The organism is Bradyrhizobium sp. 956_D2_N1_4 (assembly GCF_052076025.1).
Taxonomy (GTDB): domain Bacteria; phylum Pseudomonadota; class Alphaproteobacteria; order Rhizobiales; family Xanthobacteraceae; genus Bradyrhizobium; species Bradyrhizobium barranii.
Genome location: NZ_CP197237.1, coordinates 8,469,634 through 8,489,439 on the forward strand (window position 1 = coordinate 8,469,634; position 19,806 = coordinate 8,489,439).

25 protein-coding genes and 6 pseudogenes are annotated in these 19,806 nt (G+C 61.1%); 16 read left to right on the forward strand and 15 right to left on the reverse strand.

The features are described 5' to 3' along the window. Nucleotides 1-504: 504 nt before the first annotated feature. Together AB7535_RS39865 and AB7535_RS39870 are read right to left on the reverse strand one after the other, a co-directional pair. Nucleotides 505-804, reverse strand: coding sequence for a hypothetical protein (locus AB7535_RS39865; RefSeq protein WP_439037656.1), 300 nt, complete (start codon nt 802-804; stop codon nt 505-507). Beyond that, the gene (locus AB7535_RS39870; protein ID WP_439034258.1) at nt 797-1,036 is read right to left on the reverse strand and encodes a response regulator; all 240 of its coding nucleotides are present in this window, start codon (nt 1,034-1,036) and stop codon (nt 797-799) included. The genes AB7535_RS39865 and AB7535_RS39870 overlap by 8 nt, the downstream gene beginning before the upstream one ends. A 106-nt stretch (nt 1,037-1,142) precedes the next feature. Between AB7535_RS39870 and AB7535_RS39875 the strand changes: the two genes are divergently transcribed. Further along, on the forward strand, nt 1,143-1,928 hold the full coding sequence (locus tag AB7535_RS39875; protein ID WP_439037657.1) for a Phasin protein: 786 nt from the start codon (nt 1,143-1,145) through the stop codon (nt 1,926-1,928). Nucleotides 1,929-2,359: 431 nt separating this feature from the next. Here AB7535_RS39875 and AB7535_RS39880 read toward each other — a convergent pair whose 3' ends face one another. Next, entirely contained in the window at nt 2,360-2,569 is a 210-nt protein-coding gene (locus AB7535_RS39880; RefSeq protein ID WP_038960214.1) for a hypothetical protein, read from the reverse strand. 121 nt (nt 2,570-2,690) lie between these two features. Between AB7535_RS39880 and AB7535_RS39885 the strand changes: the two genes are divergently transcribed. The 6 genes and pseudogenes from AB7535_RS39885 (at nt 2,691) to AB7535_RS39910 (ending at nt 6,689) form a co-directional block, all read left to right on the forward strand. Beyond that, nucleotides 2,691-3,860 carry a sensor histidine kinase gene (locus tag AB7535_RS39885; RefSeq protein WP_439034260.1) on the forward strand — a complete coding sequence of 390 codons (1,170 nt, stop codon included), beginning with the start codon at nt 2,691-2,693 and terminating at the stop codon, nt 3,858-3,860. A 462-nt stretch (nt 3,861-4,322) separates the two neighbouring features. Further along, nucleotides 4,323-4,403 (forward strand): annotated as a pseudogene (locus tag AB7535_RS39890) (heat-shock protein); the annotation flags it as partial. A gap of 66 nt (nt 4,404-4,469) precedes the next feature. After that, nucleotides 4,470-5,652 (forward strand): annotated as a pseudogene (locus AB7535_RS39895) (IS3 family transposase). 50 nt (nt 5,653-5,702) lie between these two features. After that, the gene (locus AB7535_RS39900; RefSeq protein ID WP_439037755.1) at nt 5,703-6,044 is read left to right on the forward strand and encodes an Hsp20 family protein; all 342 of its coding nucleotides are present in this window, start codon (nt 5,703-5,705) and stop codon (nt 6,042-6,044) included. Between the two features lie 89 nt (nt 6,045-6,133). Then, nucleotides 6,134-6,456: pseudogene (locus AB7535_RS39905) on the forward strand (hypothetical protein). Nucleotides 6,457-6,479: 23 nt separating this feature from the next. Next, nucleotides 6,480-6,689, forward strand: coding sequence for a hypothetical protein (locus tag AB7535_RS39910; RefSeq protein ID WP_439037658.1), 210 nt, complete (start codon nt 6,480-6,482; stop codon nt 6,687-6,689). Nucleotides 6,690-7,328: 639 nt separating this feature from the next. On the opposite strand, the gene AB7535_RS39915 is transcribed toward AB7535_RS39910, so the two are convergent. From AB7535_RS39915 to AB7535_RS39925, 3 genes are all read right to left on the reverse strand, one after another. Continuing rightward, on the reverse strand, nt 7,329-8,057 hold the full coding sequence (locus tag AB7535_RS39915) for a DUF72 domain-containing protein (RefSeq protein ID WP_283018990.1): 729 nt from the start codon (nt 8,055-8,057) through the stop codon (nt 7,329-7,331). Nucleotides 8,058-8,529: 472 nt separating this feature from the next. Then, on the reverse strand, nt 8,530-9,045 hold the full coding sequence (locus AB7535_RS39920; RefSeq protein WP_439037659.1) for an inorganic diphosphatase: 516 nt from the start codon (nt 9,043-9,045) through the stop codon (nt 8,530-8,532). A 74-nt stretch (nt 9,046-9,119) separates the two neighbouring features. Continuing rightward, entirely contained in the window at nt 9,120-9,635 is a 516-nt protein-coding gene (locus AB7535_RS39925) for a YciE/YciF ferroxidase family protein (RefSeq protein WP_439037660.1), read from the reverse strand. A gap of 47 nt (nt 9,636-9,682) precedes the next feature. On the opposite strand from AB7535_RS39925, the gene AB7535_RS39930 reads away from it, so the two are divergent. Continuing rightward, the gene (locus AB7535_RS39930; RefSeq protein WP_439037661.1) at nt 9,683-10,036 is read left to right on the forward strand and encodes an FAD-dependent oxidoreductase; all 354 of its coding nucleotides are present in this window, start codon (nt 9,683-9,685) and stop codon (nt 10,034-10,036) included. A gap of 359 nt (nt 10,037-10,395) precedes the next feature. On the opposite strand, the gene AB7535_RS39935 is transcribed toward AB7535_RS39930, so the two are convergent. The 5 genes and pseudogenes from AB7535_RS39935 to AB7535_RS39955 all read right to left on the reverse strand — a co-directional run bounded on the left by AB7535_RS39935 (nt 10,396) and on the right by AB7535_RS39955 (nt 13,557). Continuing rightward, on the reverse strand, nt 10,396-10,884 hold the full coding sequence (locus tag AB7535_RS39935; RefSeq protein WP_439037662.1) for a hypothetical protein: 489 nt from the start codon (nt 10,882-10,884) through the stop codon (nt 10,396-10,398). Further along, nucleotides 10,881-11,517 (reverse strand): annotated as a pseudogene (locus AB7535_RS39940) (cysteine hydrolase family protein). The gene AB7535_RS39935 and the pseudogene AB7535_RS39940 overlap by 4 nt, the downstream one beginning before the upstream one ends. A gap of 69 nt (nt 11,518-11,586) precedes the next feature. Continuing rightward, complete coding sequence (locus AB7535_RS39945; protein ID WP_439037663.1) at nt 11,587-12,138, reverse strand: MOSC domain-containing protein; 552 nt, start codon at nt 12,136-12,138, stop codon at nt 11,587-11,589. Further along, nucleotides 12,135-13,286, reverse strand: coding sequence for a YihY/virulence factor BrkB family protein (locus tag AB7535_RS39950; RefSeq protein WP_439037664.1), 1,152 nt, complete (start codon nt 13,284-13,286; stop codon nt 12,135-12,137). Before AB7535_RS39950 ends, AB7535_RS39945 begins: the two co-directional genes overlap by 4 nt. 58 nt (nt 13,287-13,344) lie before the next feature. After that, complete coding sequence (locus AB7535_RS39955) at nt 13,345-13,557, reverse strand: hypothetical protein (RefSeq protein ID WP_439034276.1); 213 nt, start codon at nt 13,555-13,557, stop codon at nt 13,345-13,347. Nucleotides 13,558-13,597: 40 nt separating this feature from the next. Between AB7535_RS39955 and AB7535_RS39960 the strand changes: the two are divergent. Both AB7535_RS39960 and AB7535_RS39965 read left to right on the forward strand, forming a co-directional pair. Further along, nucleotides 13,598-14,377 (forward strand): annotated as a pseudogene (locus AB7535_RS39960) (PAS domain-containing protein); the annotation flags it as partial. Between the two features lie 228 nt (nt 14,378-14,605). Beyond that, nucleotides 14,606-15,004, forward strand: a complete 399-nt coding sequence (locus tag AB7535_RS39965) for a response regulator (RefSeq protein WP_439037665.1) — start codon at nt 14,606-14,608, stop codon at nt 15,002-15,004. On the opposite strand, the gene AB7535_RS39970 is transcribed toward AB7535_RS39965, so the two are convergent. Continuing rightward, entirely contained in the window at nt 14,929-15,396 is a 468-nt protein-coding gene (locus AB7535_RS39970) for a SemiSWEET family sugar transporter (RefSeq protein WP_439034278.1), read from the reverse strand. The genes AB7535_RS39965 and AB7535_RS39970 overlap by 76 nt on opposite strands. Nucleotides 15,397-15,501: 105 nt before the next feature. Between AB7535_RS39970 and AB7535_RS39975 the strand changes: the two genes are divergently transcribed. Genes AB7535_RS39975 through AB7535_RS39990 form a run of 4 tightly spaced genes read left to right on the forward strand, consistent with a single transcriptional unit; the run spans nt 15,502 to nt 17,486 of the window. Beyond that, nucleotides 15,502-16,077 (forward strand): phosphatase PAP2 family protein, encoded by a 576-nt coding sequence (locus AB7535_RS39975; RefSeq protein WP_439037666.1) that lies wholly within the window; start codon nt 15,502-15,504, stop codon nt 16,075-16,077. After that, entirely contained in the window at nt 16,064-16,669 is a 606-nt protein-coding gene (locus tag AB7535_RS39980; RefSeq protein WP_439037667.1) for a cupin, read from the forward strand. Before AB7535_RS39975 ends, AB7535_RS39980 begins: the two co-directional genes overlap by 14 nt. After that, entirely contained in the window at nt 16,666-17,013 is a 348-nt protein-coding gene (locus AB7535_RS39985) for a DUF3147 family protein (RefSeq protein ID WP_439037668.1), read from the forward strand. Before AB7535_RS39980 ends, AB7535_RS39985 begins: the two co-directional genes overlap by 4 nt. Then, the gene (locus tag AB7535_RS39990) at nt 17,010-17,486 is read left to right on the forward strand and encodes a DUF3147 family protein (protein WP_439034281.1); all 477 of its coding nucleotides are present in this window, start codon (nt 17,010-17,012) and stop codon (nt 17,484-17,486) included. Before AB7535_RS39985 ends, AB7535_RS39990 begins: the two co-directional genes overlap by 4 nt. 18 nt (nt 17,487-17,504) lie before the next feature. On the opposite strand, the gene AB7535_RS39995 is transcribed toward AB7535_RS39990, so the two are convergent. Further along, on the reverse strand, nt 17,505-18,020 hold the full coding sequence (locus AB7535_RS39995) for a YciE/YciF ferroxidase family protein (protein WP_439037669.1): 516 nt from the start codon (nt 18,018-18,020) through the stop codon (nt 17,505-17,507). 137 nt (nt 18,021-18,157) lie between these two features. Here AB7535_RS39995 and AB7535_RS40000 point away from each other — a divergent pair, with 137 nt between their 5' ends. Beyond that, nucleotides 18,158-18,298 (forward strand): hypothetical protein, encoded by a 141-nt coding sequence (locus tag AB7535_RS40000; protein ID WP_439034283.1) that lies wholly within the window; start codon nt 18,158-18,160, stop codon nt 18,296-18,298. Between the two features lie 115 nt (nt 18,299-18,413). Here the strand turns inward: AB7535_RS40000 and AB7535_RS40005 are convergent. Together AB7535_RS40005 and AB7535_RS40010 are read right to left on the reverse strand one after the other, a co-directional pair. Beyond that, nucleotides 18,414-18,682, reverse strand: a pseudogene (locus AB7535_RS40005) (ATP-dependent DNA ligase); the annotation flags it as partial. 18 nt (nt 18,683-18,700) lie between these two features. Further along, nucleotides 18,701-18,910: a hypothetical protein gene (locus tag AB7535_RS40010; protein ID WP_439037670.1), complete on the reverse strand. Its 210-nt coding sequence runs from the start codon at nt 18,908-18,910 to the stop codon at nt 18,701-18,703. A gap of 354 nt (nt 18,911-19,264) precedes the next feature. On the opposite strand from AB7535_RS40010, the gene AB7535_RS40015 reads away from it, so the two are divergent. Beyond that, the gene (locus tag AB7535_RS40015; protein WP_439037671.1) at nt 19,265-19,720 is read left to right on the forward strand and encodes a YidB family protein; all 456 of its coding nucleotides are present in this window, start codon (nt 19,265-19,267) and stop codon (nt 19,718-19,720) included. Nucleotides 19,721-19,806: the final 86 nt, after the last annotated feature.

A 19,806-nucleotide genomic window follows, 5' to 3' on the forward strand; every position in this document is an offset into this window, starting at 1 on the left:
GGTTGCTGGCGCCCCCGGCCGCAATGTTGCGTTTCGAGGAGCTTGCGCGCGGACGCCTCCGGGTCTGCATAGGGTCGTTCTGCGGTGTGCTTCTAGATTTTTGCGGTTAGCGCGGTGGCGCTCATAACAGAGCCGACGTGCCGTATTCCCGATCTATCCAAGAGGGCGGAGTGAAACTTTTGGTCCCATGGGCTATTGCGCTACGTGAGCCAAATTTGTTGTTTGGGAGGCCGCATATGGCCAATTCTGTTCGCCCATGGACCTCGGAAGACCTTGAGACGCTCAAGGCGATGGCCGGGAATCACCGGCGCGAAGAGATAGCTGCTGAATTGAACCGAGGCGTCTCGTCGGTGGCTGTTAAAGCGCATCAGCTTGGTATCTCTTTGCGATACCACGCCGTGCCAAAGCGTCGACCTTCAACAACCGAGTCAGCGCCGGGCCATTGACTCGATTGTTTTCGAACCTGCGTTGCCCTCTTCGACCTGGAGCGGAAGTTCGCCACCGTCAGGCGACACCGCGCAAGGGCAGAGCCAGCTGCATGTCGAGGCGCTGTGTGGCGTTGGCGGCGATGAAGTCTTGCGGCGCAGATGAGATCTCAGTGTCGGCTGCGCGCTGAGCCAGGACGTCGGCGACGTCGGAAGTCGCATCGCGGGACCACCCCTCGACGGGATTGAAGGATACGATTCGAACCGGATAGGCGTACTGGCCGGACAGGAGATTTTGCAGGATGATCTCGACGTCGGTGTCAGTCTCGTCGGTCTCGCGCCAGGCGCAACCGGCACGCGCGCCGAAGTCTTCAAGCACCAGATAGATATCGCGGTCGAGGCGGTCGGCCGTATAATTTGGCTAAGTTCATCGCGCTGTCGGAAAGCGTCGCCCGGCAATGTTCGGCGATCTGCCATCCGTCGATGCCTCCGGGCAGCTTGACGTCCGTGATGAGAACGTCGGTGATTCGCCGCCCGTGCCACGCCAATGCCTCTTCGCCGTCAGCCACATGGATGACCTCGTACTCTTCCTCTCGCAAAGCGTCCACCACGAACTGCTAGTAATACTGTTAGTGCTAGAGCATTCAACTTGCTCCAGCGATACGGCTTATCAATGGCCGAGGGTTCGCTTCGAGAAAGTCTCGCGAAAATCAAGGCATGAACGCCTGTGTAGTCGCCGCAGAGAGCACAACGAGCGGAGGGCTGATTGTTCTCAGACTGACGCCGTTGAGCAGTGGTCAGGAAGATCGCCAGTTAGACGTTTGTTGGTTGGAGTTGCTACCTAAAATCATCGTCGACAGCGCAGAACGTGCGATTGATCTCAGTTCATGCGGAACTTCAACAATGCACGGGTTTGGAACGCCACGTCACAAAGCCTGTTGTCCTTTCAGAAATGAACGTTGTGGTCGCACCCCCATTTTCGTGGAGCGTCAGATGAGCAAACGCAAACCGGCGACGGCGCCGAAGCGCGCCCGGAATCCGAAAATGACCGCGCGGGCCCAACGGAACAAGCAGAGCATTGTTAGAAGCCCGACAGAGAATTTACTTCGCTCTGTTGCGGCAGTCTCGATTGAACCGCCTCCTGAGCTTCATGATCCTAAACACGAGGTTCCTATCATTGAGCCTCGGGTGGATGCCTTACCAAATGACCTCAGTCAGAGAATGACGGATAGCGATCCAACGAAAGGCTTTGCTTTAGCGACGGCAAACATGCAGGCGTATCAAGGGAAGCTTCTTGAGATAGCCGAGGCCAACGCGCAATTTGCTTTTGAATTCGGCCTGAGACTTGCGACGATCAGGTCACCAACTGAATTTTTCGGCGTCATTACGGAGTTTACAAGCAGACGGGTCGATATGTTCGGGCAGCATTCGAAAGAATTGGCGGCATATCCGTTCTGGCGCATCAAGCGCCCCCGAGAGCTCACGGCTCTGCCGGGACGATAACTGAAGCCGTACCCGCTGCGGAAAAGGATGGACGCAAACGCGGATTTCGAAAGGGGCGATGCCGCCGCGCCTTGCGTGCGTTAGGATCCTGCATGGAAAGGGTGACCGGCTCATCGAGGCCAACCAGTCGCGCCGTGTCCTGAAGTGGCCCTGGACCGAACCCCGCTGATCCTGTTGTCATACGTCTATCGTGGTAGAGCAGACGTGGACCCGCGCTCGCTTCGACGGTCGGTTGTGACCCATTGCGGGCGTTAGCGTTCGAGCGTTTTGAAGAACAATCTTTTAAGCCTGTACTTCGGACCTCGCGCATTGTCCTCTTCCGTGCGACTGTTAGGGAATAAGCGGACATCGCGAATTATGTGTAGACGCCCCAGCGCCATTCCGGCCTAAGTTCCTAAATCTTACATTTGACCGGTCGACGCGCCGATCGCTTAACGAGCGGCTCTTTTCTCCGGGTCGTCCCGGCGCTGCGCCATCTCTGTGTTTCGATCGAGCTGCGCACGCTCGCTGCGGCGCATCCTTCCCGTCTTTATGACGCCATAGAGAATTGTGCCACCCAAGATGAAGGCGCCGATAAACATCATCCAGAGCGCCGTCACCGAGGTATCGCCGAGTAGCATTCCGACGCCACTGTTTCCCATTTTCGCTCTCGCTGTTTTGTCTGGAGAACCAAACCCGCATTGGAGCGGAGGTTCCCTGTTTCGTTCCTATTGTACGGTCTCGCGCTTAGGCACAATTCATGAGGCCCGATGTTAGAAACGAATGGAGGACCACCCGGCCGAACAAACTGAGGGCGATGTGCTGGACAAACTCCGGCGCCATATCCGCATTTTGGTCGATATCGGTCGTCTTTCGGTTGAAGAGGCCGGAACAGAACGCTTCTTGGACCAAGCGGTGCTGCAAATTGCCCGAGCCGTGGAAATCGACCACGTTAAGGTGCTTCAATATCGTCCAGACACGTCCGATCTTCTGTTGATTGCGGGAGTCGGCTGGAAGGATGGTGCCGTCCGCACCGCCACGCTGTCGGCCGACCTCCGCTCGCCGCCTGGCCGCGCTTTCCAAACGGCCGAGCCTGTCAGCATCAGAGATTTCGCCGAGCAGAACGAATTTGTTTGTTCCGAGTTCTTGGCGGAGCACAGCATTGTGGCTGTCAGCAACGTCCCGATCCTCATCGGCGGCGCCGCATGGGGCGTGCTGGAGGTGGACAGTACAAAGCCGAGAGACTTCTCCCAGGATACGACCGAGTTTCTGACCGCCGCCGCCGCGCTGATAGGTGCTGTGCTGCGTCGCGGTGCGCAACCGGACGAACATGCAAGCCTTATGGCTGCGGTCGCGGAAGCTAAAAAGGGGCAGATCTTGCTTCGAGAGATGCAACATCGGGTCAAGAACAATTTTCAACTCGTCCTGTCCTCGATTTCCATCCAGAAGCGCCGCTATCTTGATCCAGAATCACACCGCGCTCTGGACCACGTGGCCAGCCGCATCAACGCCATCTCGCTCGCACATGATCAGCTTGCCCCTCGCCAAGAGGGGCAGATCGTTAGACTTTCCCATTACATCCGGGCTCTTTGCAGCGCGATCCGCAATCAGGTGGATGAGGTTGAAGTCGACGTCGAATGCGACGAGCTCGAATTGGCGATCGACCGGGCCCTCCCGGTTGGCCTCATTTTGAATGAGACTGCGATGAACAGCATCAAGCATGCGTTCGGTGCAGAGGGAGGCAGGATCAGCGTAAGTTTGGTGGGAGGCGTCGGCTACGGCGAGGCCCGATTGACAGTGACTGACAACGGTCGCGGCATTCAACATCCGAACAAAAACGGGTCGGGCCTTAAGCTGATTACCTCTCTGGCGAGACAAATTGGCGGTACCGTCAACCAGACCAGCAGCGACGCGGGTACAACAACAACGCTTACATTCCCTTTGATAATGTAAAGTGGGACCTGCTGAGCAGGCACGGGATAGGCTGCGCCTCAGCTATCGCGGGCCGGGTCGGCCGATGGTACACCTGCGGACCGAGCAAAGCCCCATATCGTCGCCGAGGTGGGTAGTCGGGTTGTGGCCCTTAGCCGCAGGTCGATTGAGCGCGTGTCATGTCGGCTGTCAGGCAGACCGGACACCGATCCAACTTGGCGTCCACCGCTGATTTCGAACCCATGCGGCAATCGACCGCAGAGAAGCGGATGTAACCTTCACGACAACAACGCTAGACCAGACCGCCCGTTTAGAGCGCTAAATGTTTTTCGTCATCCTCTTGAAACGTTTTTGCTCGTGACAGATTTTTTGGACGCCGCAGACGTGGCGGCCGGGGCGCCTTCGGGGCCCCGCAATCAAGGCGGGCGCCGGAAGGTGTCCGGTGCCAGCTCGTACCCAGCTTGCTCTTTGGAGGATTTGGCTATGAGGTATGATTGGACTCCCCTGTGGAGGTCGACCATTGGGTTCGACCACCTGTTTGACGTTCTCGACGAGGTCCAGCGGACTGACCTTGCCCCGCGGGTTTAATCCAGTTTGAAGTTCGTTCTGGCCCACGACAAGGACCAGAGCATGAAGCGCAGCCGCTTTTCGGAAGAGCAGATCATCGGGATCTTGAAGGAGCATGAGGCCGGCGTGTCGGTCGCCGATCTGTGCCGCAAGCATGGCGTCAGCGACGCCAGCATCTACAAATGGAAGGCCAGGTTCGGCGGGCTGGAGGTCTCGGAGGCCAAGCGGCTGAAGACGCTGGAGGACGAGAACACGCGGCTGAAACGGTTGCTGGCCGACGCCATCTGGACAACGCAGCCTTGAAGGACCTCGTGGGAAAGAAATGGTGACGCCCGCGGCCAAGCGGAAAGCTGTCGCCCATCTCCGAGACGCCTTCGGGATGAGCGAACGGCGGGCGTGTAAAGCCATCGGCTGCTGTCGCATGACCATGAGATACCAGACGACCCGGGCGGACGATGCCGGTCTTCGCCAACGCATGAGGGCGATCGCCCAGGAGCGCCGCCGCTTTGGCTATCGGCGCCTCCACGTTCTGCTCAAGCGGGAGGGCTATGTGATCAACCACAAGAAGCTGTTCCGGCTCTACCGGGAAGAGAAGCTTGCGGTGCGTCGCCGTGGCGGCCGCAAGCGGGCGATCGGGACCCGGGCGCCGATGACGGTGCCGATGGCGCCGAACGACCGCTGGTCGCTCGACTTCGTATCGGATCAGCTCACCGATGGTCGCCGCTTCCGTATCCTCACCGTGGTCGACGACTGCACCCGCGAGTGCCTGGCGCTGGTGGCCGATACCTCGCTCTCGGGCCCCCGGGTGGCGCGGGAGCTGGACCGGCTGATGATTGAGCGCGGCAAGCCGAAGATGGTGGTCAGCGACAACGGCAGCGAGCTCACCAGCAACGCCATCCTGACATGGGCTGATCAGAGCCGCGTGGCATGGCACTACATCGCGCCGGGCAAGCCCATGCAGAATGCCTTCATCGAAAGCTTCAACGGCCGGCTGCGCGATGAACTGTTGAACGAGACGCTGTTCACGTCGTTGGCCCAGGCCCGCGTCGCGCTCGGATGCTGGCGGGCCGATTACAACGAGGCACGACCACACTCGCAGCTCGGATGGAAGACGCCGTTCGCCTTCACCTGCCACCCGCGCCGGGAGCCGGCGCTGCGCTATGCCGAGGGCTCCGCGCCGGCTCCCGCCGCTGCCACCGTCCAACCGGGCAAATCCAACAGCCGGGGCGAACTCAGGACTGGATAAAACTTGGGGGCAAGGTCAGGACCTCTGAAGAGACCTATCCCCCCTATAACATCGAGCGGCTCGACGAGAACCGCTTCCAAATCTCGGTGGCGCTCGCCGGATTCACACCGGACGAGGTGGGCCTTACGGTGGAGCAGAATGTCCTGACGTTGGAAGGCCATAAGGCCGAGAAGGACGAGAAGAGCTTCCTGCATCGCGGAATGTCGACACGGTCATTCAAGCGCCAGTTCACCCTGGCTGACCACGTTGAAGTCAAGGGCGCGCACTTCGAGAATAGTCTGTTGGTCATCGAGCTTCAACGCGAGATTCCCGAGGCCATGAAGCCGCGGCGCATCGCCATCGCGGGCGCAAGCGCCGGGCAGGTCAAGCAGATCGAAGGCAAGGCCGCCTGACCAACCCGCGGCCTGGTTCCGATCGCCGCCGCGCGGGTGATCCCGCGCGGCCACCCTAATGCGTCTTACGATGGGTAGGAGCTTTAGCCATGCGGACGACGCCCACACACGATAACGTTTTCGATTTAAATGCTCTTCTTCACCCGGCACGGTGTTCTCGCATCCGCGCGAGGTCGTCGCTGACCCGAATTTGAGTCTGGCCGAGAAGCGGGCCATCCTCGCGTCATGGGCTTCTGACGCCTCGGCGATCGCGTCCTGTCCAGCGTTACGCTCGCCGGACGGACTAAAGGCGCCTGTTCATATCGACGAAATTCTGGAAGCGCTACGCGCGCTAGACGGGAACGGTCCGCGCAACCCGCCGGGCGGCAAGCTCATGCGTCTGCGCTGGGCCGAGCGTCGCGCGGCGGCGTGAGCGAGGGGTCTGCAAGTGATTCCATGACTGACGTCACACAGTTGATTCCAGGTCGCTTCTATTGGGTCCTTGTGCGCTCAAGCACGAAACATCCCGAGTGGCAGGCGACACGCTTCGCCGGCGCTACCTGCCAAGGCGACGGCGCCAAGTGGGACTTCATCGGCTTCAATAGCGACGTCGGTCATCTTTTCGTCGAGGTCGTCGACATCGGCTCAGAAATACTGTCTGTCTAAACGCTCGCGTTAATATGCCTAGGAAGCCAAGCGACCGCGCAGCTATCGATCCACTGCGCGGATTCCCTGTTTCTGTACAACCGCTGCGGCCCTGCCCTTTCTGCGGCGGTTCGGAGGTTTGAATCAACAGCAACATCGATCCAAAATTCGTAGTATGTAAGAAATGTTCGGCTTTCGGCCCCAATGCGCCACCGTTAAGTAGGCGGCCGAGCATTGGAACAAACGCACCGCCCCCTAAAGCGAATACGTGGCGGAACTTGTTTCTCTTTCGGAACGGTATGGCGTTCTTGCGGGCGGCGAGCCAGACCAGCTAGCAAATAGGAAGTAGGCCAATTACCAGCCGAGCCGCGCCCACAGGGCACCAAGCAGCACGAGCAGGGCGAGCCAGCCCAGCATGACGACCATGCCGCGCGCGAACCGGCTCTTCACCTCACCGCGCCGAGCAGCTCGGGCCGTGACACCAGCACTGCGGCCGCGCCCACCAGCAGCAGCATCGACGAGACCATGATGGCCGCGTCAGGCGGCCAACCGGCCGCAATCCCTGAAGGTCGAGGTTTCCTCGGAAGAACTCATCCTCAATGGAAAGATCGATCTTGCCGATCTTGTCATGGTGATCGCCGGCTCGGTTGCTGGCGGGCCTTAGCCTAAGAGCATCGCCTTCAGTTTCAGCGCGTCGGCAGGCGCCGCGCTCTTCTGGTCGTTGTCGAAATAGACATAGACATCGCATCCTTGTCGTTTCCAGGATTCGATGCGCCGCGTCCATTGCGTCAGCGTCGGCCTTCCATAGTGGCCGTAGTAGCGACCGCTTGGACCGTGGCCGCGTACATACACAAAATCCGCTGTGCGCTTCCACGGCGCGGGCGCGTCGTGATGATCCGAGAGGCAGAGCGAGATGTTTTGGTCAGCCAGCATTCGCAGGATGCGGGGTTGATACCAGCTCGGGTGGCGAAATTCGAAGCTATAGCGCCGCTTCTTCGACAGCAGTTTGAAGAAAGATGCGAGCCTGTCGGCATTCATCTCGAATTGCGGTGGCAGCTGAAACAGGATCGGCCCCGCCTTGCCGCGTAAAAAGGACATGCGATCTTCCAGCAGCTCGAGGCTGTTTTCGCTGGTGTAAGACAGGCGCTTCCAATGCGTGATAAATTTGGACGCTTTCCAGGTGAAGACGAAGTTTTCGCCGGTCTGCTCCCGCCATGCCTTCACGGCTTGCGGTGTCGGCGTTCGGTAGAAGACGCCGTTGAGCTCCGTCGTCTCGAATTGGCTGGCATAGTAGCGAAGTTGCTCTTTCAACGGCAATCCCTCCGGGAAGAAAGGACCGCGCCAGGAGTCGTAATGCCAGCCTGAAGTACCGATCAGGATGCGTGCCATTTCTGCGAGCCATCATTGGTCGAGAGAATTCAAAGTCTTGGTGCCAGCGAAGAACGCTTGTGCAGCAAATACGTTGCTCGGTTTGGAGCCAGCGAGTTGCCAAGGTCGATCCCTCCGATCACGATCGGCAGCTTCGCGAGGTGCGGTAGGAACGAGCTCAAATAGAGTGGTTGGCATCATACCTATGACCTATCCACTCGGCCCCCCGCTCTGTTACGGGGGTTCTTTCTTTTATCGTGTCGTGGCGAAATGCGGCGTCGCGAGGAAGTCGCGGCCTTGATCGCTAGCGCCGCTTCGCCGCGCGGTGGCGCCAGTTGCCAGCACCCTTGCGAGCTGCAGCATCGACGATTAACGGCCGGTCAATTCGCTTTCCTGCGTAGTTTCCAGCGTTTTGATCGAACAGGGATCGAGGACTTCCCCTAGCGTTCTCTCGCCTTGGGTAGGGATGCCGTGTGCAGTAAGACCGGGCCGACTAGCGGGCCAGACGCTTGATGGTCTTCGCCGCACGGTTCGGACCGTGCCACCCGAGAAATTTCAGTTCCTTGTTTTCCAGCGCATTCGTCGCCCGAAAGAACTGCTCAAGGTCGTCGCGCGCATGGGAGGGGAGATTACGGATATCCTTGAGATCCGTTTCGAGCGGTGACCGGTCTGGTACCGCAAAAACCCGGTCGTTTTGTTCCTTCTTGCCCTTGCTCCTTTGTTCGACTTCGAGAATGCCGACCGGACGACAGCGCAGCACGACGCCCGGATAGGTCTGCGCGTCATGCAGGATTAGCACATCCAGCGGATCGCCGTCCTCGGCCTTGGTCGAGGGAATGAAGCCCCAATCGTAAGGATAGGTCAGACCCGCCATCAGCGGCTTTGCCAGGGTAAAAACACCGTGCTTGGGATCGAAATCGAGCTTGCACGAGCTTCCCCGCGGCGTCTCGACAACGGCGAAGATGTTGTCGTCGTCGATCCAGCTCGGCAGTTTTGTCACATTGGTCATGGCGACAGTCGATCTCGGCATCGACAAATGGGTACGGGCCTGTCGAAATCAGGCGCCAGACCCGGGGGCGGCGATCAAGCGGCGGTTGAGGCCTTCTTGTTAACGCCCTTGCGCAGCGCGACTGTGTTGAGCTTGGTGTTGGCCGCCTTCTCCTCGTTCAGGTTCGTGGTCAGGAAGCGCACGATATCGTCATGGCCGAGCTCTTCCGCCCACGCGATCAGCGTGCCGTAGCGGCATATCTCGTAATGTTCGACCGCCTGCGCGTTAGCGACGATCGCCGCATCGAGTCCCCCCGTGTCTTCGATCTCGCCGGCCGTCTCATCCGCTTCCTTGATGAGGCCGTCAATGGCGGGACATTGCGTGCCGCCCGGCGACTTGCCCAGTTTCTCAAAGGCCTTCTCGAGACGCTCGACCTGCTTGTTCGTCTCTTCGAGATGGCCCTTGAAGCCCGTGATCAGATCCCGGTTGGTGGCCTTGTCGATCATTTTCGGCAACGCCTTGAGGATCTGCTGCTCGGCATAATAGATGTCCTGCAAGCCGTGCAGCAGCAGATCATCCATCGTCTTGATGTCTTTTGTGAATAGTCCCATGACGTCACTCCTTGATCTCAAAGCGATGGAACGGCGCGCATTGGGCTTTGTTCCTCGCACTTTGCGGCAGCCGGCCGCATGGGGTGGGGCGCCGCACTGACCGTCCGTCTGCGAAGGGCGCGGAGGCGGCTTCCAGCCGCAGGAGGAACTGCGGCACCGAGCGGGTGTTTTGCTTCAGTATGGTGAGCACTTCGCTATGGATGGCGACCGAGATACTGCCGGCGGCGGGCGCGCTGAAAGGCGGTGTGCATTGCGATGTGGCCGTTGTCGGCTCCGGGATCGCAGGAATCTCGACCGCCTACGAGCTTTGCAAGCGCGATCAGTCGATCATCGTCATTGATCGCAAGGGCATCGTCAGCGGCATGACAGCGCGGACTTCGGCGCACTTGGCGCCGCTCTGATTAGAAAGCTTCGTGGTGCTGAGAACGCGAAACTCGTCTACGAAAGCCAGGCCGCCGGCGTCGACCGGCCGGAGCTGACGTTCACTCTGAAGATTAGGTCGACGTTCTCTGCGTTCTCTTACTTTGGTCACATGCTTCGCTCGTATCCTGCAACCCCGACGCGGCTCTGCTGGCCGGATCGAGGTTTGAATTCGAATGAGCCGTGGAATCTTCAGATTTTGGCTATCTCGCGGGGACCTGGAGTTGGCTGTTTGCCAGCACGTCCTTAAATGCTGACTTTTTCTGTGTCCCGTCGAATGCAGGCGAAACGATGAAGCAGGTCTTCTCGATGCTATCGCAATTGGTGGCTCTCAGCACGACTACGGGCTCGCTGCTGACAACCCTTGAAGTTCGCCTCCAATAGGGCTGTTAGCGACGATCTCGGTTTCGCGGCCGGATCGGGTTTGATAGCTTGCATAGCTCGGCCCTTGCCGCCCCAATCCGATGGGGCGGCTGCCTGTTGGTCGAGATGCGCCAACCGTAACCATATTAACCGACACCGTCCTCGCTTCTAATGGCAAGACGTCTTGCTCAGGACTTGGACGGTGCGCCGGTCGTCGCAGCCGGTGGTGGCGGCGGGTTCTGGGGGCGAGCTTCGCGGCCATCACTTCTAGAACCGCGATCGTGTCCCGCTCGGTCGTACCGTCGCTTCGCCACAGGCCTTGTCCAGGTGCGCGGACGAAACTCGTCGCCCCGCCGAACCTGTCGGTGAGCTCCTGCAGGAAGTTGTCGAACCATTCCGTGGAAACCGGCTCGCCCTTGCCGGTCTGCGTCGGAACGAGGATCTGTACGACATAGGAATGATTCATAAGAGGGGCCTGGCCCGGCCGTTGGCCGGCCAACTGGCGAGAAGCGTTTCGGTCGTGACGCATTCCACCTGCTGGCCGAACCGGTTCATGTAGATGTTCATCATGGAATCATGCGTTTCGTCTGCCGAGCTGCAGAGCGCATCGGCGATGAGGATCACGCGGAAGCCCCAGTCGACCGCGCCCAATACGGTCGCGAGCACGCAGACGTCGGTTTCGCCGCCTGTGATGACGACCGTTTCGACGTCGGCTTCGCGAAGCTGCGCGTGAAGCGCGCTCCCGGTCCAAGGCGAATAGACGTGCTTGTCGAAAGGTGCGCGCGGGCGGCACGAAGCGGGCGAGTTCCGGTACCAGGTCCACCATTTCTGGCCCGAGCTTATCGATGGTCATCGAACTCCAGCGTTCGTAGTAGCGCCGCCACATGCCGGCGCCCTGGCCTGGGCTTTGCGCCGGAATGAACCGCGTGAAGATTGTCCGCTCGGGATGGGCGGAGGTGATTGCGACGACGTTCGGCAGGACGAGCGGCAACCACGGCATCGTCCAATCCGTGCCTCCCGCGAACATCCGCTGCATGTCGACGCAAAGATGAACCGCATTCCGGGGAGCGCCGTAGCGGAGGTCGTCACCTTTCGTCATGGCCCTTTCCTCAAAAGTCAGCTCCAACGGAGGTGTAGAGGCTTTGGTTCCTCCGGGCCTGCCAACGGGCTACAGCGAAGGAAGACGCTTCTGACATCCGTCGGGCAGGATGGCGCGCGCAAGATCGCCGGCTGCCACCTGTCCGCCAGCTCGCACCACGCCCAAGACGCCGCATCTGAATGCAGGGTCCGTTTTTGCCGACGACACGACCTGCCTTTTTAGGCCGGTCCTGAAGCGTTCGATGAGCACGCAGGGCGTCCGCAGCCCGGTCAGCTCGACGACCGCCGTAGGCCCGAGTTCGATGCGCGTGCCGAGCGGCATCTTTTCAAGGTCCAGGCCGGCCGTGGTGATGTTCTCGCCGAGTTGTCCGGGCCCTATGTCGTAGCCCGCCTCACGGACAGTCGCGAAGAGCTCGCTTGGAATGAGGTGGACTTGACGTAGGTTGGGCAGACGAGGGTGTCGCCGAGCAGCGTACCTGTGCCGCACATATTCGCCGGCGTGGGCGTCGCCGTCGACGCCGTGCCCTTTCACCAGCGTAATGCCGTCCTGCACCGGCTTGCTGAAGCGGTGTTCGCCGTCGGCGGCCACTGCCACGACCGCGCCCTCGATGGTGTCCCTCACGATCGGGGGGCCCCCACCGTGTCCGCCATCTTGGCGCCTCTGGTGCCGAGCGGCTTAGGATGTCCCGTCGTGGTGTCGCGCGCCGTCTGGTGCTCCATCTCCGCGTTGAGCTCGGCTCCGAGTAGGATCACGATCGCCGAGATCCAGAGCCACGTCATGAAGCCGATGACCGCGCCCAAGGACCCATAGGTGGCATTAAAGGTGCCGAAGTTCGCGGCGTAGAAAGAAAACAGGCCGGATGCCGCAACCCAAAGCAGGGCCGCAGCCGCACTGCCCCAAGTGATCCATGTCCACCGCGGCGCCTGGCGGCTGGGGCCGAACCGGTAAATGCAAGCCAGGGCAAAGGCCAGACCGACGAAGAGTGCAGGCCAGCGCCCGATCCGGACAAGCAGGTCCGTCGCGTTTGACATTCCGACGTACTGCAGGACCACGGGGATGACGACGACGGCGCCAAGCGCCGCCACGACGAAGGCGATTGCGCCGATGGTGAATCCCAGCGACATCGCATTCAGCGTGAAGAAACCGCGTTTCTCTTGCTCGCCGTAGACGATGTTCAGCGTATCGAACAACGACTTCATGGCGGCGTTCGCGCTCCAGAGCGAGATCGCAAGCCCGATCGCGAAAGTGAAGCCCAGGGTTCGGTCGCCCTTCGTTGCGACACGCGTCAATTGCTCTCGCGCCACTTCGACGGCGCCCCCCGGAATAAAGCCCGAAACGTCGTCGAGGTGCTTGGCGATGCTGCCAGGATCGGAGAACAGACCGTAGATGGCGACGAGCGCCGCGATGGCAGGAAAAATAGCGAGAAGGCTGTAGTAGGTCATGCCGGCGGCGAGCGCGAGGACGCGGTGATCGCCGATATTGCCATAGACCCGCCAGAGGATATCCTTCCATCCTCGGGCCGGGATCTCTGCGGGCGAACTCGCTTGGCGTCCCCGGTTTCCGTCTTCGGTCGCAATTTCGGCGGGCGAGGCGTGTCTGTCGGCTTCCGCGGTTTCGGGAAATGCTTCGCCCTTTTCCGGCTTGGCAACCCGGTCGGGCGGTGCGATGCGATCCCACAGAAAGGCTATCGCCATAAGACCTAGGGCTGCCGCCAGGCTCCATCCGGTGCCATCCGGGCGTCGGGATACAATCTTTGCGGGTTCCGCCATCACATCCTCCGCGACTTCAATCTCACCGCGGAGGTTGAGTTCCTGCTCGCAAGGCTCGTCAGCTTCGCAGCGATTTCAGCGGCAGCGAAATCCGGACGCTGAGACCTTCGGGTCGCCAGTCGCGCTCGATCTCCCCGCCGATCCGCTCGATCGTGATTTCGACCAGCTTCGTGCCGAAACCCGTGGTCTCGGGAGCATCGACCCCGCAAGCGCCGCTCTCGGTCCACTCGATCAGGACCCGGTCCGCTTCCGCCGCCCAGGTGACGGTCACGCTGCCCCCTTCGTGGCTCAAGGCACCCGGTTACGCGAAGATCACCCGCGACCTCAACGAGCGTCGGCGCTCCGCCGAAACCTTGGCCGAGAGCGAGGAGCGCTTCCGCCTGCTCGTCGAGGGTATCGCCGATGAGGCGATCTACATGCTCGATCCCAAGGGCCATATCTCGAGCTGAACAAGCGCCCGTGCGCAGCGCTTCAAAGGCTATGCCGCCGAGGAAGTTCTTGGTCAGCACTTCAGCCGGTTCTACACCCCGGAGGACCGCCAAGCCGATCTGCCATCCAAAGTCCTTGCAACCGCGGAACGAGAAGGTTGGTTCAAAAGCGAGGGCTGGCGAGTCCGCAAGGACGGCAGCCAGTTCTGGGCGCACGTCGTGGTCGACCCGATTCGGGATCCGACCGGCAAGTTGATCGGTTTCGGCAAGATCACCCGCGACCTGTCGGAGCGTAAAGAGGCCGAGGAGAAACTGTGGCATACTCAGAAGCTGTTCCGGCTCCTTGTCCAGGGCGTCACCGACTACGCGATCTATCTGCTGGATACCCAAGGCAACATCGTCAGTTGGAACGCCGGCGCGGAGCGCATCAAGGGGTATCAGGCTCACGAGATTGTCGGTCAGCATTTCTCCCGTTTCTACGCGCAAGAGGACGCCGCCGCAGGTGCGCCCATGGAGGCGCTCGCCACCGCGTTGCGCGAAGGCAAATTCGAGCGCGAGGGGCCGCGCCGGCGCAAGGACGGGTCGTCGTTCTGGGCCCACGTCGTGATCGACCCGGTATACGACGCCGATGCAGGAGGCTTGCCATTCCGCGCACCGTCTCGACGACATCGACCGCTACGATCTCGAGATCCTGCTTGCGGGCGAAGGCCAGCAGGCGCTGCGCGTCGGGGCCCTCGCGGATCCGAATGCGCAAGACTTGTCGGCCGGCGACTATGTCCGGATTTTCGTGACGGACACCAGTAGTGGCATGGACAGCAAGACCCTCGCCCGGGCCGTCGAGCCGTTCTACACCACCAAGGGGGGCGGACGCGGAACGGGCCTGGACTGCCGATGGTGCATAGCGTCGCGGCGCAGTCCGGCGGCCGCCTTACCTTGAAGAGCGTCAAGGGCAAGGGTACGACCGCCGAAATCTGGTTACCTCGCGACACCAGTGGACAGGTATCGCGACCTCACGGGGGAATGGATCGGCAAGCCGAGGTCAGCCCGACGGCGAAAGCGTTGATCGTGCGTGTCGTAGATGACGACCCGCTGGTTCTGCATAAACGACGGTGGCTTTGGAAGACGCTGGTCACGAACCGGATCGAATCTTCGTCAGGCCAGGCCGCGCTCGATATGCTCGAGGCCAGGCCCGCGGTGGACATCGTGGTTACCGACTACCTCATGCCCGGCATGAACGGCCTGCAGTTTGCGGAGAGAGTGCGCGCAGCGGCCGGACCTGCCCGATCCTGATCGCCTCGGCCTACGGGGACCTGAGTTCCTCGGACCTGAAATTGCCGGAACTGCAGAAGCCGTTCACGCTGCACGAACTGCTTCAGGTGATCTCCGCGACCCTGAATGATGCGGACAGGGACGGCTCGAACGTGCACGTGTTGCGACGTCGGCCTTAAGCGCACAGATCCCGTATCTTGCGGCCCAACGTTGGCCAGCACGATGACCCAATCTTCCCGGATCAGGCCGTATACGGTCCAGAGGCCGAGCCCGAGCGTCAGCGCCCTCAGCATGCCGAGCGAAAGATCGTCCGTGGAATTGCGCGGCCAGGCTTTCCGGACCTGCGGAATGTAGGAGAGCGAGGCAAGGAAAGCGGCAATGCTGCCGACGTAGGTGGAGAGAGATCCGGACATGGTCCGTCAACGAGGGGCGAGTAGCGGCCGTTCCTCGGCGCGAACGCTTGGCACCTGGAGAACTGCCGCGCGTTATAGGATTCCCTATTGAACATCAGAGGATCGATGTCCCTTCTCACCGTGAAACCGACCAAGTTCGACGAGAGGATCGCGCGGACGGTGGCGCGCAAGACTAACCGTCGTGCGGAAACGGTCGCCCGCGGGTTGACCTGGGGCGCCGACGAGAAAATCCTTATGGCCTTGGCGGCAGCGGGTTGGGCCCTGTCCCGAACGCAAGGAGAGCCGCTGCGCCGCGCCGGCAATCATGCCCTGCTTGTGGCCGCCACGGCCTCGATGTTTCCGCACTTGTTGAAGACGGTCTTCGACCAGACGCGTCCGGACCGGAAGACGGTGTTGGGGCATGTTCAGGGGATCTCCTTCTCCGGCAAGCGCGAAGACGCCTTTCCGTCGGGACACGCCCTGCACATGGGAGCGCTGGCATCGGCCGCGGGGCCGCTGCCGGCGGGGCCCCGCTGGGCGATACGCGCGCTGGCGGTGGGCCTTTGTCTGACGCGCATCGTCGTGTTGGCGCACTGGGCGAGCGACGTCGTCGCCGGCTTCGCCCTTGGTGCGGCGCTCGAACGAATGCTTCGCCTCTGGACCGGCTATCCCATCGAGGAGACAGATGATGCCGCTACTTGAGCACTTGAAGGAATACGCCGAACGCGCCACCGGTCTTCGTCGTCCGGGTAAGCGTTGGGCTTCAGAACTGCCTCGTCCGCGGAAGCCACACGTGGTCCGCTTTAGGGATGACGGCCTTGTGCCCAACCACCCGCGCTGGCCCCTGATGCTCTACCGAAGCGCCGTCAGCCTCGACGAGCAGCACGATCCTGCGGCGGTGGTCGAAGATCTGTTCGAAGCCAACGGAAGGGGGGATAGCTGGCGCGACGGCATCTACGACTATGTTCACTACCATTCGAGGATCCACGAGGTCCTCGGGATCGCGCGCGGCAAGGGGCGCGTCCGCTTCGGCGGCAACAAGGGACGGATCTTCACGTTAAAGGCCAGTGACATCCTAGTCCTGCCCGCCGGGACCGGCCATCAATGCCTATGGGCGGACAAGGACTTCCTGGTCGTCGGCGCCTATCCCTCGACAGGCACCTACGACGAGTGCACGACCGTCGAGGACCGTCCTCGCGCGCTGAAGACCATTCCGAAGGTACCGCTCCCGCGCAAGGCTCCAGCCTACGGCGCCGCAGGGCCGCTCAAGAGGCTTTGGAAGAAGCCGAAATGAGCGAGTACGTCATCCGTTTCCTGGTCGGCGGTGCCGTCGTGTCGGCGTTCTCGATGCTGGGCGACGTGCTGAAGCCGAAGAGCTTCGCCGGCCTCTTCGGGGCGGCGCCTTCGGTCGCGCTCGCGACGCTGGGCATCGCGATCCATCAACACGGCGCCGTCTACGCCGGGGCCCAAAGCCTTTCCATGATGGTCGGCGCGAACGCGCTGGTCGTCTACAGCATCCTGGTCTGCCAGCTCCTCATGCGCGCCGGGATGCGGGCGTTGCCGGCTACGATCGTCTCGATCGTCGTCTGGTTGGGCGCAGCCTTCGGCCTATGGGCGATCGCGGGAGGGCAAGCGTGAGGCTCCCGATCAAGGTCTCGCTCTCGTCGCTGCAGGAAGGGCGGTGGTACGAATACTTGGTGCGTTTCGGCCTGGGCGGCGCCGCCACCGTGTTCACGGGATTGATCAGTAGTCGCTACGGAGCCTCGATCGGAGGTCTCTTTCTCGCGCTCCCGGCTATCTTCTGCGCCAGCGCGACCTTGATAGAGAAGCACGAACTCCGTCGCAAACGGAAGGCTGGTCTCGAGGGGAGGCGGCGAGGGCGGGAGGCTGCCGCGCTCGATGCCGCCGGTGCCGCGCTGGGCGCTCTCGGTATGCTCGCCTTCGCCGCTGTGTTCTGGCTCCTCGTCGAGCGGAGCGTTGCAGGCGCGTTCATCGGCGCTTCGCTGGCTTGGCTGACTGTGGCTGTCGCCGCCTGGTTCGTGCGCCGGCAGGTCCGCCTTACCCGATTGGCTCAACGAGACAGCGGCCCCGCGATGTCGCGGGGCCGCTGAAACCGCCTTGAAACTCAATTAGGCCGCGCTCGAAGCCTTGGCGTTGACGCCCTTGCGCAGCGCCACCGTGTTGAGCTTGGTATTGGCCGCCTTCTCTTCGTTCAGATTGGTAGTGAGGAAGCGCACGATATCATCGTGGCCAAGCTCCTCGGCCCAGGCGATCAGCGTCCCGTAGCGGCAAATTTCGTAGTGCTCGACGGCCTGCGCGTTCGCAACGATAGCGGCGTCGAGCACGGCCTTGTCCTCGATCTCGCCGGCGGTCTCGTCGGCCTCCTTGATGATGCCGTCGATGGCGGGGCACTTGGTTCCGCTCGGCTCTTTGCTGAGCTTCGCGAACGCCTTCTCGAGCCGCTCGACCTGCTTGTTGGTCTCTTCCAGATGGTTCTTCAGGCCGGTGACGAGATCGCGATTGGTGGCCTTGTCGATCATTTTCGGCAGCGCTTTAAGGATCTGCTGCTCGGCGTAGTAGATGTCCTGCAGACCGTGAATCAGCAGGTCTTCCATGGTTTTGATGTCCTTGGTGAAGATACCCATAATTCGATCTCTCCTCTCGCAATGATGGCAATGCAACGCTCCTCGGTCCTTGGCGGTTCCTTTGTGAACATGGGAGAAAACCGATGAGCGATTAGTCCGAGACCTTCGCCGCGCTGCTCGGGCGGGCGGCCCTGGACGTGTGGGGCGACATACCGCGCGACATCCAGGAAGCACTGTTCGAGACGGCGTTGAAGGGCCGGGAGGACGACCACAAAGAGCTTGCCCGTCTCCTGCACGACCGCCATCCGCGCACGCTACACCCGGTCAAGCCGAGCTAGGAACTGCCCACCGCAACCGGTGTTGACGGCGCTGCGGTTGCGTTTTTGAGGGGCGTCATGGCTCAAGGACCTAATCGCGAAAGCCGAGAACGAAGGTTTCAAGCTCGCGCCGTTCGTCGGCGCGCTTGGCCATAATGCCTTCGAGGCCCGTGCGCTCCGCCTCGGCGAAGAATTTCTTTCCGCTGCCTTTGCGATGCTTGCTGAATACGATCAACTTGTAACGCGAAAGGACGGCCTTGAGCCGCTTCTTGCGTTCAAGTAGCGGCAGCTTCCGTCGTCCTCGGCGTCCGCGAACATCAGGTCGAACGCGCAGTAAAGGAGCGTGGCCCCGTCACGCAGCGCGTTCTGTAGCAACTCGAAATGCGAGACGCCGTCCTTGCCGATTTGCCGAAGCGCCGATTGCTAACGAACAGCTCTTTTCTCCGGGGCGTCCCGACGCTGCGCCGTCTCTGTGCTTCGGTCGAGCTGCACACGCTCGCTGCGGCGCAACCTTCCGGCCTTCATGACGCCATAGAGAAATGTGCCACCCAGGATGAAGGCGCCGATAAACATCATCCAGAGAGCCGTCACCGAGGTATCGCCGAGTAGCATTCCGACGCCACTGTTTCCCATTTTCGCTCTCGCTGTTTGTCTCAAGAGCCAAGCCCGGAGCGGAGGTTCCCAGAGTTCTGCACGGCAAGCCTTCCTCTCGAAATCCTACCTCCTCTTGGAGCGTGGGATAGGGAACGTATTAATCAGAGGCTGCGGTCGTTGGGAATCGCGCGATGAGTATCTTTCGTGCTCTTGCTCTGGCCATTCTTTTTCCCGGCCGCTTTCGCGGAGGACGCTGGCGGAGCAAAAGTGAATTCGGCCGGGCAACGCCCGGTGTGACTTCAAGATCCGGCGCGGCGGGCTGCGTACGCGTGCCTAGGAACAGAACCGATGCGTCAGAGTTCGACTGTTGAATCCTTATCATGGAGCTGCAAGATGACCCGCGGAATGCCGTCCATGACTGCGCTTTTGGGACTGCTCGCCATTGCCGGATATCAGAATAGAGACAAGCTGGCGGAGTTGCTAAAGGGCCCGGGAGCGGGGTCGCTAGAACCCCCTAGTTCTCAACAGCCGCTTGGCGGGCTGCTCAGCAATCTTACGGGCATGCTCAGCGGGGCCGGCGTCGGCGGATTGCTTCAAGGAGGGATCAGCGAGCTGCTGGAGAAATTCAATCAAAATGGTCGCGGTGATGTAGCTCAGTCCTGGATCGGCACAGGGCCCAATAAGGACATTTCGCCTCCGCAACTGAACGAAGCAATCGGCCCAGACGTGTTGGAAAAGCTCGAACTGGAGACCGGGCTTTCTCGAGAGGAGATTCTCGCAAGGCTATCCCGGGAGCTCGCCTCAGCAGTCGACAAGTATACGCCGGAGGGACGCTTGCCCGGCCTATAGTTTCGACTGCCCCCGGTCGCTCTTGAAAGGGATGGAGGATGAGCTCTTTGGAGCATCGTTATTGGCTTCATCCCCGGGGGACCACG

Bases quoted from the DNA above. Each gene is read 5' to 3' on its own strand.
- AB7535_RS39875 (WP_439037657.1), top strand. From the start codon at position 1,143: ATGAACGCCTGTGTAGTCGCCGCAGAGAGCACAACGAGCGGAGGGCTG.
- AB7535_RS39880 (WP_038960214.1), bottom strand. From the start codon at position 2,569: ATGGGAAACAGTGGCGTCGGAATGCTACTCGGCGATACCTCGGTGACG.
- AB7535_RS39885 (WP_439034260.1), top strand. From the start codon at position 2,691: ATGGAGGACCACCCGGCCGAACAAACTGAGGGCGATGTGCTGGACAAA.
- AB7535_RS39910 (WP_439037658.1), top strand. From the start codon at position 6,480: ATGACTGACGTCACACAGTTGATTCCAGGTCGCTTCTATTGGGTCCTT.
- AB7535_RS39915 (WP_283018990.1), bottom strand. From the start codon at position 8,057: ATGGCACGCATCCTGATCGGTACTTCAGGCTGGCATTACGACTCCTGG.
- AB7535_RS39920 (WP_439037659.1), bottom strand. From the start codon at position 9,045: ATGACCAATGTGACAAAACTGCCGAGCTGGATCGACGACGACAACATC.
- AB7535_RS39925 (WP_439037660.1), bottom strand. From the start codon at position 9,635: ATGGGACTATTCACAAAAGACATCAAGACGATGGATGATCTGCTGCTG.
- AB7535_RS39935 (WP_439037662.1), bottom strand. From the start codon at position 10,884: ATGAATCATTCCTATGTCGTACAGATCCTCGTTCCGACGCAGACCGGC.
- AB7535_RS39950 (WP_439037664.1), bottom strand. From the start codon at position 13,286: ATGGCGGAACCCGCAAAGATTGTATCCCGACGCCCGGATGGCACCGGA.
- AB7535_RS39965 (WP_439037665.1), top strand. From the start codon at position 14,606: ATGGTGCATAGCGTCGCGGCGCAGTCCGGCGGCCGCCTTACCTTGAAG.
- AB7535_RS39970 (WP_439034278.1), bottom strand. From the start codon at position 15,396: ATGTCCGGATCTCTCTCCACCTACGTCGGCAGCATTGCCGCTTTCCTT.
- AB7535_RS39975 (WP_439037666.1), top strand. From the start codon at position 15,502: ATGTCCCTTCTCACCGTGAAACCGACCAAGTTCGACGAGAGGATCGCG.
- AB7535_RS39980 (WP_439037667.1), top strand. From the start codon at position 16,064: ATGCCGCTACTTGAGCACTTGAAGGAATACGCCGAACGCGCCACCGGT.
- AB7535_RS39985 (WP_439037668.1), top strand. From the start codon at position 16,666: ATGAGCGAGTACGTCATCCGTTTCCTGGTCGGCGGTGCCGTCGTGTCG.
- AB7535_RS39995 (WP_439037669.1), bottom strand. From the start codon at position 18,020: ATGGGTATCTTCACCAAGGACATCAAAACCATGGAAGACCTGCTGATT.
- AB7535_RS40010 (WP_439037670.1), bottom strand. From the start codon at position 18,910: ATGGGAAACAGTGGCGTCGGAATGCTACTCGGCGATACCTCGGTGACG.
- AB7535_RS40015 (WP_439037671.1), top strand. From the start codon at position 19,265: ATGACCCGCGGAATGCCGTCCATGACTGCGCTTTTGGGACTGCTCGCC.